The organism is Vibrio sp. B1Z05 (genome assembly GCF_052955985.1).
Window position 1 is genome coordinate 1,559,247 of record NZ_CP130463.1, and the last position, 12,756, is coordinate 1,572,002.

Annotated in this window: 8 protein-coding genes and 2 pseudogenes; 8 read left to right on the forward strand and 2 right to left on the reverse strand. The window is 44.3% G+C overall.

Features of this window, described 5'->3' with window-relative positions; all coding sequences use genetic code 11:
* Positions 1-2,466 (forward strand): annotated as a pseudogene (locus tag QV280_RS07125) (efflux RND transporter permease subunit); the annotation flags it as partial.
* A 110-nt stretch (positions 2,467-2,576) separates the two neighbouring features.
* Here the strand turns inward: QV280_RS07125 and ltrA are convergent.
* Positions 2,577-4,049 (reverse strand): group II intron reverse transcriptase/maturase, encoded by a 1,473-nt coding sequence (gene ltrA, locus QV280_RS07130; RefSeq protein ID WP_152819824.1) that lies wholly within the window; start codon positions 4,047-4,049, stop codon positions 2,577-2,579.
* A gap of 574 nt (positions 4,050-4,623) precedes the next feature.
* On the opposite strand from ltrA, the pseudogene QV280_RS07135 reads away from it, so the two are divergent.
* From QV280_RS07135 to QV280_RS07145, 3 genes and pseudogenes are all read left to right on the forward strand, one after another.
* Positions 4,624-5,229, forward strand: a pseudogene (locus QV280_RS07135) (efflux RND transporter permease subunit); the annotation flags it as partial.
* Positions 5,230-5,517: 288 nt separating this feature from the next.
* Positions 5,518-6,726, forward strand: coding sequence for a serine/threonine transporter SstT (sstT, locus tag QV280_RS07140; protein WP_152819823.1), 1,209 nt, complete (start codon positions 5,518-5,520; stop codon positions 6,724-6,726).
* Between the two features lie 331 nt (positions 6,727-7,057).
* Positions 7,058-8,440, forward strand: coding sequence for a peptide MFS transporter (locus QV280_RS07145; protein WP_152819822.1), 1,383 nt, complete (start codon positions 7,058-7,060; stop codon positions 8,438-8,440).
* An 83-nt stretch (positions 8,441-8,523) separates the two neighbouring features.
* Here the strand turns inward: QV280_RS07145 and QV280_RS07150 are convergent, their stop codons facing one another.
* A complete protein-coding gene (locus QV280_RS07150) occupies positions 8,524-8,904 on the reverse strand; it encodes a GtrA family protein (RefSeq protein ID WP_152819821.1) in 381 nt (126 codons plus the stop codon).
* 123 nt (positions 8,905-9,027) lie between these two features.
* Between QV280_RS07150 and QV280_RS07155 the strand changes: the two genes are divergently transcribed.
* The 4 genes from QV280_RS07155 to QV280_RS07170 all read left to right on the forward strand — a co-directional run bounded on the left by QV280_RS07155 (position 9,028) and on the right by QV280_RS07170 (position 12,750).
* A complete protein-coding gene (locus tag QV280_RS07155; RefSeq protein ID WP_023403198.1) occupies positions 9,028-9,966 on the forward strand; it encodes a 1-aminocyclopropane-1-carboxylate deaminase/D-cysteine desulfhydrase in 939 nt (312 codons plus the stop codon).
* Positions 9,967-10,095: 129 nt separating this feature from the next.
* Positions 10,096-11,325 carry a peptidase T gene (gene pepT, locus QV280_RS07160; RefSeq protein ID WP_152819820.1) on the forward strand — a complete coding sequence of 410 codons (1,230 nt, stop codon included), beginning with the start codon at positions 10,096-10,098 and terminating at the stop codon, positions 11,323-11,325.
* 405 nt (positions 11,326-11,730) lie between these two features.
* Positions 11,731-11,997, forward strand: coding sequence for a hypothetical protein (locus QV280_RS07165; protein ID WP_152819819.1), 267 nt, complete (start codon positions 11,731-11,733; stop codon positions 11,995-11,997).
* Between the two features lie 159 nt (positions 11,998-12,156).
* Entirely contained in the window at positions 12,157-12,750 is a 594-nt protein-coding gene (locus QV280_RS07170; RefSeq protein WP_152819818.1) for a class I SAM-dependent methyltransferase, read from the forward strand.
* The last annotated feature ends 6 nt before the right edge of the window (positions 12,751-12,756 follow it).

Sequence of the window (12,756 nt, forward strand, 5' to 3'; positions counted from 1 at the left end):
ATGAAAATCATCAACATCGTCTCTAACACTCGCTTATTAATATTGATGACGGCGTTTTTATTGGTCAGTGGCTTCTCTTCTTTTAACACTTTGCCACGCGCTGAAGATCCTGTTATCAGCAACCGTTTTGCCACAGTCACCACCAGTTATCCCGGTGCCAGTGCCGAGCGTGTCGAGGCACTCGTCACTGAAGTCGTCGAAAATAAACTGCGCGAACTCAGTGAAATCAAACTGATTTCATCCACCTCTCGTCCTGGCGTGTCTATCATCAATATCGAACTCAATGATGAAATTACCCACCCAGATCCTGTATGGTCTAAGGCCCGTGATAAGCTTTCCGATACTCCGCCGCTACTGCCTGTCGGCACATTTGCTCCGGAGTTTGATAGTGACCATACTTACGCATTCACCCTTATTACTGCCCTCATATGGCAAGGAAGCAGTGACAGCGATTTATTAACTCTTGGCCGCTATGCAAAAGAGCTTTCGTCTCAGCTGCGTGCGTTATCAGGTACTGAGTTTGTTGATAGTTACGGTATGCCAAAAGAGGAAATATTAGTTAGCCTTGATACGAGCTCAGCGGTAGCACTAGGCAATTCCAGTGCCAGTATTGCGCAGAGCTTAGATGGCGCAGATGCTAAAAACTCAGCCGGTGAACTGGTCAACGGACATTCAAGATTTGGCTTAGAAATTGCTTCAGATTTAAATTCCCTAGAGCGCATCCGCCAAGTGCCGATTGCAATAGACACACAAGGCCATCGCATACGCTTAGAAGACGTCGCCACCGTCACTCGCACGCAAAAAACACCCGCAGGCGAAATTGCCATTATTGACGGTAAGCCCGGCGTCATTGTGGCCGCGCGCATGCAATCTAACTTGCGAGTGGATAAATGGACGCCTCGCGCTAGAGCCTTAATTGAGCACTATCAACAGCAGCTTCCTAGCAATATCAAAGTCGAAACGCTTTTTAGTCAGCAAGGCTATACCCAAACTCGCCTATCCGATCTGAGCGACAGTTTGTTGCTTGGCTTTAGCATTATCTTGGTTGTGCTACTGCTTACCTTAGGTTTTCGCGCCGCTATTATGGTGGCGGTCGCCTTGCCACTGACCTCTATGCTGACCCTAATGCTAATGAAATTCACCGGCATTCCAATTAATCAGATGTCGGTGACCGGTCTTATTGTCGCCTTAGGCATAATGGTTGATAACGCTGTGGTCATGGTGGATACCATTCAAACCTACCGTTTAAAAGGCAAAGCCAAACTTGAATCGGCACTGATGGCAATTGAGCATCTTTGGGTACCTCTGTTGGGCTCTACTTTAACCACAATTTTGGCCTTTGCCCCTATCTTCCTAATGCCTGGAGCCAGCGGTGAGTTTGTCGGCGCAATTGCTATCACTGTTTCATTCTCACTGATTGGCTCATATATCATTTCACACACCATCATCGCAGGTTTTGCGGTGCACTTTTTGCCTAGCCATTCGTCTTCTAACCGCTGGTATCATACAGGTATCCGCATTCCCCCTGTTACGCGAGCTTTCTCCAAAACCGTGTCATTGGCAATACGCCGTCCGCTGATTGCAATTGCATTGGTCGTCAGTGTACCAGTGGCAGGCTATGTCAGCCTGTCACAATTGACCGAACAGTTTTTTCCGCCGTCAGACAGAGACATGTTTGAAGTTCAGGTCTACCTGTCACCACAAGCCAGTATTTATGCTACCAAAAATGTGGCTGAAGAGGTTGATAAGATCATTCGACAATATCAAGGCGTTGAACAAGTTAACTGGTTAGTCGGCGGTAACTTTCCATCCTTTTACTACAATTTACAGGCCTCACAAAGCCGAGCGCCTTACTTTGCGCAAGCAATGGTGAAAACCGATACCTTCCAATCGGCCAATGACATGATCGTTAGGTTACAGCGTCACTTAAATCAAGCCATTCCCAACGCACAAATACTCGTCAGAAAGCTAGAACAAGGCCCTCCATTTAAAGCCCCTATCGAGCTGCGCATTTATGGGGATAATCTTGACCAGCTAAAAAGCATAGGTGAAGACATTCGCTTGATCTTAGCCAACACTCAACACGTAACCCATACCCGAGAAACACTGCAACCGGGTACACCTAAAGTGTGGCTAGACATTGACGAAGATGCGGCAAAACTCAATAACATGACGTTAACCGATGTGGCGAATTTACTGCAATCATCGCTAGTAGGACGAGAAAGCGGCAGCATTATTGAAGCCAGCGAGTCGATTCCGGTACGAGTGCGAGTGGGCGACAGTGAAAGAGAAAATATGAGTCACCTTAGCAACTTGCGCTTACCGATTGCCTCAGAGGCTTACAGTACGGGCATGAGTATTTCCACCATTGCCAAGCTGAGCCTCACTCCAAGTCGAGGAGCCATTCCGCGCCGCAATGGACAACGCGTAAATACTATCGAAGGGTATATAGAAGCCGGCGTGTTGTCGGGTGGACGACACTTGTTACCAAGTGCCGTCTCCCTAAGAACCCAGCGTGCAACTTTCACTGCACTAGGCTCAAGCCTCCACAAAAGCATCGTTTGATACCCAGCAACTTATAAAGCAGTCGGAGCAGGTTCATTCCAAGAGTTGCGAGCTAACCTTTTGGATTTTCTCTTCGCCAAGTATTCTTGGTATTGAGGGTCAAATGGTGTCGCTGCACTTCGAATTTTTACATGCCTTTCTATTGGCACTTTGGCTATTTGGAAGAGATTGAACTGGCAATCCATATCCATGATCTTCTGCCAACCGTGAAACTGCCACTGGCCTTTTCGGTTGATGAAGTATTTTAGGGCGATCCAAGTTTTAGACTTTGTTGGATGGCGCCTTTTTGCCCAGTGCCACAATGTATGGAATAGCTTGTGGCCTACATATCCGAATACTTGTTTGGCAACGCAGTGTCGATAGTAGTTCGACCACCCCCTAAGTTTCGGGTTTATCAGTTTGATAAGATCATTCACTGGTAGGGTTACGTGCTTTTTGACGAGTTCACGCAGATTACTCAAGAACATCAACGTGTTGGATTTACTCGGTTTAATGAGCAATTTCCCTTTGTACTTCCTATGGTTAAAACCTAGGAAATCAAAGCCATCATTAATGTGAGTGATATGCGTTTTATCTTCGGAAAGTGTTAGGCCTCTTTCTGCTAAGAAATCAGCGATCAACGGTTTGATATCGTTCTCCAGCACTTCCTTTGAAGCACAAGTGACGACGAAATCGTCGGCGTATCCAATAAAGTTAGCTCTTGCCCCCTTTTTGAGAGCGGTAGACTTAATCTGCTGTTCGAGACCAGAGAGTGTCATTAACATCAAGGTTGGGGATATAATCCCGCCTTGAGGCGTGCCTTCATCGGTGTCTTGAAATAGCCCTTTGTCTACAAAGCCAGACTTTAACCATTGCTCCAACATACGTTTATCAACAGCAATATTTTCCATCAGCCATTGATGCCCGATTTTGTCGAAACAGGCTTTGATGTCCCCTTCGAGAACCCATTGTGCTGACCGTTTCTGACTTAAGCAGATAAAACACTGTCCGATTGCGTCAGCAGTGCTGCGCCTTGGTCTAAAACCGTAGCTGTTAGGATCGGCAAGATTCTCAGACACAGGCTCTAATGCTAATAGATAAAGTGCCTGTTGCGCTCGGTCTATCATGCATGGGATGCCCAATGGTCGAAGTTTGCCATTCTTTTTGGGGATATAGATACGCTTGAGTGGTTTAGCTTGATAGGCCTTTCGACTCAATTGATGCACGGCTTTCATGCGACGTGTGTCTGTGTTCCAAATGACACCGTCTATTCCAGACGTTTTACTGCCTTTGTTTTGCGATACTCGTTTAACAGCAAGAAGCTTTGCTGAACGAGAGTGAGTCAGTATCCATTGCAATGCTTTCGCTTTGCCACGTTTACCTTCTCTCGTTGCCTTTGCGATACGCATCTGAAGCTTTAATACATGCGCCTCAACAGATTTCCAGTCAATTGACTGCCATTGAGCGCTGTCAGGAGCGGCACTAATCTCTTTTGAGATCATCATTTGCATTTCTCCTTGAATAAAGTTCTTCAAACTCTCTCGCAACGGGAGACCAGTCGGAAGTGGGCTCACTTTCGTGATCAGACACAAGCCTGTATCTACATCGTTACAATGTAGCCTTCGCTTTCTCCGACCTCCTATACCTGCATTACTATCGGCCACAAAGGCTTTCCCAGAGGGAGTGATACAGGCTTACCGTGTTCCGTATGTTGCGCAGTGTCAGTGTAGATGCCCGCTATGGTGCGGAGAGTTCAATGATCACGAAAGAGCATGGGGCAATCTCTTTCCGACTCTCGTGCCTTTTGGCCACAGCGTGTTAACCACTTTCGCTGTTTCATCGTATAACGCACCTTACGCGGATTCACTTATGTTCATCATGCTGACTACCTAGCACTCACCCGATTTGTGGTTATCAGGAGGATCGTCCTCTCACGATTTCGATCCCGATTGGTCTATGACCAACCTTCGTTACATTGTTAGGCTCGCTACTTTATTCAGAGCCCTAGGTTCATCTGGTGATACAGATGGTTCACACATTAAGCGGTGAACAGCGCTTCATACGACTTCACGTCGCACACCCCAAACCGTATTAAACGACTTCCAATCTTCTTTAGAGCGCTACTCACTGCCAACGGGCTACCGCGTAGAATTTGGCGGGGAATCAGCAGAGCGAGATGAGTCAGTAAACAGCTTAATGGCCAATCTGGCTATGGTGATTACCTTAATGATTCTAGTGGTTGTACTGTCGTTCAACTCCTTTAGATTGAGCAACATCATATTCTCAGTAGCGTGGTTATCTGCGGGTCTGGGGATTTTGTCAGTGTATCTGTTTGGCTATCCGTTTGGTTTTACGGTCATTATCGCCATGCTCGGCATTGTCGGTTTGGCCATTAATGCCGCCATCGTGATTTTAGCCGAATTAAAAGCTAGCCCAAAGGCTTGCCAAGGTGATGAAAACGCCATTCTTGAAGCGGTGATGAGTTGTACCCGTCACATCACCTCCACCACGATCACCACTGTGGGAGGGTTTTTGCCATTGATTATTGCCGGAGGTGGTTTTTGGCCACCATTTGCCATTGCAATAGCGGGAGGGACAACCCTAACCACTTTAATCTCATTTTATTTTGTGCCGGCTCTATTTAAGTTGTTAATGAGAAAAGATAAACCTAAGAACAACTTATAAGATCACTGAATATCTGGGGAGTGTACTCCCCTTTTCCTACCCAATGTTTTAACCTATTTTCATGGTTATTGTGAAATAAGCGACACTCAACAGAGTTCGCTTTGAAAATGAATATTTAAGCCATTATCTACTAGACTTTCTAGTTATTCCTTTTATGCTAGATGGCGACTTCCTTTAATTACAACATTATTTAAAGGGTCAAAAGTTCATTAATTACGCTTAAGTCGGCGTCTAATACTAATAAATCATTTGGGAGAGACTTTTTACTCCCACTTATATGGATGTACTATGTTAAACACACTCATTGCACGCATAGCCAAGGGCAACCTTGTTATGCAAATCTTAGTCGGTATCGTTGCCGGCGCTATCCTTGCTACCGTTTCTCCTTCTACTGCTACTAGTGTTGGTCTGCTAGGTAGCCTATTTGTTGGTGCTCTTAAAGCCGTTGCACCTATTTTGGTATTCATTTTGGTGGCAGCCTCAATTGCCAACCAAAAGAAAAACCAACACTCTTACATGCGTCCGATCGTCATTCTGTATTTAATTGGTACCTTTTTAGCTGCGATCACCGCTGTTGTATTAAGCTTTGCTTTCCCGACAACATTAACCTTAGTAGAAAGCACAACTAGCGTAACGCCTCCACAAGGTATTGCTGAAGTACTGCATACTTTGCTGTTTAAACTAGTTGATAACCCAGTTCATGCTCTAATGGATGCCAACTACATTGGTATTCTTGCTTGGGGTATCGGTCTTGGTCTTGCACTGCACCACGCATCAGACACCACTAAATCAGTGTTTGAAGATCTAAGCCACGGCGTTTCTCAAATTGTTCGCTTTATTATCCGTCTAGCACCATTGGGTATCTTTGGTCTTGTTGCTGCTACGTTTGCAAGCACAGGCTTTAGCGCTCTACTAGGCTACGCGAACCTACTGTTTGTACTACTAAGCGCAATGCTAGTGATTGCATTGGTAGTTAACCCAATCATTGTTTGGGTTAAAACCAAACAAAACCCATACCCATTGGTTCTACAATGTCTGCGTGAAAGTGGCGTAACTGCGTTCTTCACTCGCTCAAGTGCAGCAAACATTCCAGTGAACATGGCGTTGTGTGAAAAACTAAAACTGGATGAAGATACTTACTCTGTCTCTATCCCTCTAGGTGCAACCATCAACATGGGCGGCGCAGCAATTACGATTACCGTACTGACTCTAGCGGCGGTGCATACTCTAGGTATTCAAGTTGATTTCTTGTCAGCACTACTGCTTAGCTTAATTGCTGCTATCTCAGCATGTGGCGCATCTGGTGTTGCGGGCGGTTCTCTACTGCTTATCCCACTAGCGTGTAGCTTGTTTGGTATTCCAAACGAAGTAGCGATGCAAGTAGTCGGTGTTGGCTTCATCATCGGTGTTATCCAAGATTCTGCTGAAACAGCACTAAATAGCTCAACTGACGTTGTATTTACTGCGGCGGCTTGTCGCGCTGAACAAGCAAAATAATAATCAGAGTTACTCGCTAAAATCACGTTAATTATAAAGGTCGGGCAACCGACCTTTATTTTGCCTACAAAACAGCCCAAGCGTACAATAAACAAACCACTCGACTACATCTCACCCAAATCCAGTATAATATTCACCCATCACATCAAAACCGCAATATTAGTTTCCACTAGCCATCAATATGACTAATTACCCATTACTTGATCTTTTAAAACAACAAGTTAAGTATTAAAAATGAATATTTATAGCGATTTTTAGGCATTGCCGTAATCGATACTGCGCTGTATATCTAGTTCTGTTCATACTAAAAATATTATAGACAGACACAACAATGACTAATCAAAAAACTATCTTGGGCCACCCACGTGGTCTTTTTCTGCTGTTTAGCACCGAGCTTTGGGAACGTTTCTCATATTACGCTATGCGTGCCATTCTGGTTTTATATCTCACAGACACAACCATTAACGGTGGCTTAGGCTGGAGCACAAAAGACGCTCTGGATTTATACGGTATCTATACCGGACTGGTATACGTCACACCGCTTATCGGTGGTTGGATTGCCGATAACTACTTAGGTCAACGTAAATCCGTTCTTATCGGCGGTATCTTAATGGCTATCGGTCAATTCTCTCTAGCACTTCCTGCTGGCGCGTTTGGCATTGATGCTTACACCTCTTTCTACCTAGGCTTAACACTGCTTATTTTAGGTAACGGTTTATTCAAGCCAAACATCTCAACTATGGTTGGCGACCTGTATGAAGAAGGTGACAACCGTCGTGACGGCGCATTTACCATTTTCTACATGGGTATCAACCTAGGCGCACTGATTGCGGGTATCGTGGCAGGTAGTGCGGCTAACGCCTACGGCTGGAATGCCGGTTTCCTTGTTGCCGGTATCGGTATGATGCTCAGTGTTGTGCTACAGCTGAGCTTAAGCCACTCTTGGTTAGGTAAAATTGGTACGGTTCCTGCGGCTAAATTAGGCCACAAGAACGGCGTTAAAACCAAAACTCCACTCACTAAAGAAGAAGTAGACCGTTTAAAAGTTATCTTAGTGATGGGCTTATTCGTGATCATTTTCTGGGCAGGCTTTGAACAAGCTGGCGGCCTAATGAATATCTACACTCAGCAATACACTGACCGTATGCTAGGTAGCTTTGAAGTGCCTGCAGCTTGGTTCCAATCATTAAACCCATTATTCATCATGCTACTAGCGCCTATCTTGGCTGCAGTATGGGTGAAACTGGGCAAACGTGAACCGACCTCTCCGGTTAAATTTGCTTTCGCTCTATTCTTCTTGTCGGTCGGTTTCTTGTGCATGGTTGGCGCGGTTCTACAACAAGGTGGCGATGAAAGCGTTAAAACTTCAATGATCTGGCTAGTTGGTGCGTACTTCTTCCATACTTTGGGTGAACTATGTATCTCTCCTATCGGTCTATCTATGGTGACAAAACTGGCTCCACTTCGCCTAGCATCATTAATGATGGGTGCATGGTTTGGCTTTAACGCTATCGCAAACTACGTTGCAGGCCTTATCGGCTCACATGTAGGCGACTTTGGCGCTATGGCTATCTTTGGTGGTATCGCTGTTGCGGCAACCATCTCAGGTATCATCTTGCTGTTCATGTCCAACACTTTGGTGTACTGGATGCATGGCGCAGAAAACAAACCTACAATGAAAGAAGATCAAGAGCTAGATCACGCCGTAATCTAACGCGCGATACAGCTTTAAACAGCGGTAAAACGTTACTAAAAGAAATGGGTCGCATATTGCGACCCATTTTATTACCAGCCCAGTTATTTAAAAACCCAACGTGAACTCAGTAAGTAGTTGCCTATTAGCCCTGCCCCTACCCCACACACAAAAGCCAAAGCATGAGTAACGTAATTCTCCCCTAGGCACAGCAATATTCCTTTGAACACCAATAGATTTGGCAACATTGATAAGCAGGCTGAAATAAAAAACCGCTTCCACTGCGCAAAGTGTTGCGCACTACTTTTAAAAGTATAAACACGGTTTCCTAGCCAAGTTGTTGTCGCCGCAACCACAAAAGACAACACTCTCGCCAACATTGTAGGCAACCCTAACCAATACAACAGTAAGGAAAAAACACTGATATCAACAATAAAACCAACAGCCCCCACCTTAGCAAAACGAACAAAACGGTGGTTTCTCATTCCATCCCCTTATAAAAGATCACCTGCATGTGAATAAATCATCTTGGTTTGACGAATAAATAGGTCTAAGATGAGCGCCTTTTCTATTTTGACTCGTCTTATAATAAACACGAAACAGTCCTTATGAAACTCAATACTAGTCCAGTAACACAGCATATTTTTCGTAATCACAATTTTTATCTAAAACGTGATGAACAGCTGCATCAACATTTTTCGGGTAACAAAGCGCGAAAATTCATGCGTTTGTTGCAAGAAGACTACTCTGGTATTGATACCCTTATCGGTTACGGCTCAATTCAAGCGAATTCTTTATACTCGTTAGCGGCGCTGTGCAAAATCAAAAAATGGAAACTGGAATTCTATGTACAAAGAATACCAAACTGGTTAAAAGAAAAGCCTAGTGGTAACTATCGCGGCGCACTGGATTTGGGCGCGCAAATCATAGAGTGCAGTAATGCGTTCGGTGATGAAATGACGCCAGCACAATACATAAAAGAAATCCGAAATCCCCAAGCGAACTGTTTAGTGATTCCCGAAGGTGGTCGAAGCTATTTAGCAGAAAAAGGCATTCAAGGGCTTGCGACTGAACTATTAGATTGGACTCGCTATAAACCCAATCAACAATTTGCTATTGCCCTACCCTCAGGTACTGGCACGACCGCATTGTACTTACACAAGCACCTCAAAGAGCACAACCTACCCGTGTTGACTTGCGCTTGCGTAGGAGGCGAAAGCTACCTGCGTGAACAGTGGCAAGAACTAGGCGAAGACGATACCCCTACAATTTTGCATGCAGATTACAAACATCATTTCGGTAAGCTGTACAAAGACGAGTTTAAAATTTGGCAAGATTTAGAAAAAAACACCAATGTTGAATTTGATTTGTTGTACGACCCGTACATGTGGCAATGCTTACTGCCATGGATGGATGCAAACCCTGATGTGTGCATTCTTTATATCCATCAAGGTGGTATATTAGGGAACGAAACCATGCTATCAAGATACCAGCGTAAATTTGAACCTGACACCTCTAACTCCAACACTCAAATCATCGCTCGTTAATTTCGAGCGAAATTTAAGCAAAACTCACCCAATAGTACGATTAACCCTACTAAACCTGATTTATCGCAACTCATCCTCCGTGCGCTCGCTAGATACTAAGGGGATTGAGAATAAATAAGGTCTATACAAATGGATAAGTTAGTTGAACGCTTCCTTCGTTACGTCAGTTTTGATACTCAGTCCGATGGCGCAATATCGCACTGCCCAAGTACCGAAGGTCAACGTGTCTTAGCCAAGCAGTTGTACCAAGAGTTGCTAGCGCTGGAACTTACCGATGTGACTTTAGATGATAACGGCTATATTTCGGCAAAACTTCCAGCTAACGTCGAGCATGCAGTACCTGCGATTGGCTTTATTGCGCACATGGACACCGCGCCAGATGCCTCTGGTAAAAATGTCCAACCGCAAATCATCGAAAACTATCAAGGTGGCGAGATAGCGCTAGGTAGATCTGGCGAAGTGTTATCACCAGCGCAATATCCAGACCTGAATGCATTACACGGCCAAAGCCTCATCACCACCGATGGCACCACGTTATTAGGCGCAGACAACAAAGCCGGCATCGCTGAAATCATCAGCGCTGTTGCTTACCTAAAAGCAAATCCAAATATCAAACATGGCGACATCTGCATTGGCTTTACTCCCGATGAAGAGATTGGACGAGGCGCGAACTTATTTGACGTCGAGAAATTTGCCGCTGAGTGGGCTTACACCATAGATGGCGGCCCAGTGGGTGAACTTGAATACGAAAACTTCAACGCCACTACTGCAACCGTAATTTGTCATGGCGTGAACGTTCATCCAGGCACGGCCAAAGACAAGATGATCAACGCCATGAACATCGCAGCCCAATTTCAATTGCTTATGCCAATGCAACAAACCCCAGAAACCACGGAAGGTTATGAAGGTTTCTACCATCTAAAATCCATGCTTCCTAGCGTTGCCCGCACCGAGCTTTCTTATATTTTGCGCGACTTTGACCGCCAACAGTTGCAAGAGCGTAAAGCCTTCATGCAACAGAAAGTAGATGAACTAAACAGCCAACTAAGCAAAGGCCATGTAGAGCTTGAACTTACTGACAGTTACTTCAACATGCGAGAAATGGTAGAGCCACACCCGCATATTATTGAATTGGCGAAACAAGCCATGCTTGAGTGCGGTGTACAGCCAAACATCAAACCTATCCGCGGCGGTACTGACGGTGCGCGTCTTTCATTCATGGGTCTGCCTTGCCCGAACATCTTTACTGGCGGCTATAACTTCCATGGTATCCATGAGTTCATCAGCATTGATGGCATGCAGCAAGCCGTACAAGTGATTGTGAAACTGGCGGAGAATACGGCGAAAAACGCTCAATAACTGGCGCCCAACTATTGGGGTCAATTCCGCCGCTGATTTTTAATAAACACAAGATACTCAGTTAACGCTAAGTATCTTGTTTGAGCAATTTATCAAAACAAACTAAGGATTCAGCAACAAAAAACGGATAAATGAAAGCCCATTCCTAGCCCATCGCATTGCAAAACTATCAGCATGCAATCGGCTTTATCATCCTCAAAAAATCCATTTATTACTCTTTAGAATGATAAACAGGATTTAATAGATTCATTTCTTTTTTCACTTCTATTAATAAGCTTTAAATGTGATGTGGCGCATAATGATAAGTATTCCCGTGATCTATTGGATAAAATACAATCATCAACAGTGTTAATCTATTTACGAATTAATAGGTTATGAATCTAAATAATTACAGAGAGGAATATAATGTTTTCCGTTACTTTAATGCCAAGCGATAATAACTCTCAGCTTTGTTCTCACCTAAAGAATACGCTGTCTGAAAATATCTATGACTATTTCGATGCGTCGTCAGTTCAGTTTTGGGAATCAGATGAAGATCAAATCATCTTCGTCGATAACAAAATCCAAGAGCCTAAATGGGGTATTACTATCAATGCAGAAAACCGTGTTGTACTAGAGGAATTTCTTGAGAATATGGAAAGCCCAGTACCATTGGAACTGCTAGAGAGTTAATTTAGTTATGCTTTGCCAACAGACGCTGCCAAGTGGTTATACTGCCACTTGGCTCTTGCTCTGTTTCATGAAATCATAATCTTCGATATAACAGCCACTTATCTTTCCCCACTGCGACTCTAATTTGCTACCATTAGCGCATTACATAAAGGAATGCCGATGAATAGCACCACTCAATACTACAACCAAAACGCACAGCAATTTTTTGATTCGACCGTCGATGTAGAAATGCACTCTCTCTATCAGAAATTCTTGCCTTTGTTACCCAGTAACGGTCGCATTCTTGATGCTGGGTGTGGTTCTGGTCGTGATAGCAAAGCCTTTTTAGACCTTGGCTATAAGGTTGACTCATTCGATGCTAGTGAAGAACTGACCAAACTCGCGGCAAAGCTGACTAAAAATAACGTCACCCAATCGACGTTTTTAGATTTCCAAACAAATCCAAATACCTACGACGGTATTTGGGCTTGTGCATCATTACTGCATGTACCGCAAAGCCAATTAAGCACAACCTTTACCCATTTAACTCAATTCCTAAAAGCTGGTGGCTATTTCTATTGTTCATTTAAACTCGGCCGTTCAGAATTAGATCGCAATGGCCGTTTTTTTCGAGATTTAACCCTCTCTCAGCTCAAGACTACTTTAGCTGACACGCAGGTGTTACACATTGAATCTTGGTGGGAAACCGCCGATTTACGCCCAAATAGAGAAAACGAAAAGTGGTTAAACGCCATCCTAAAACGTCATCCCTAATTAAAG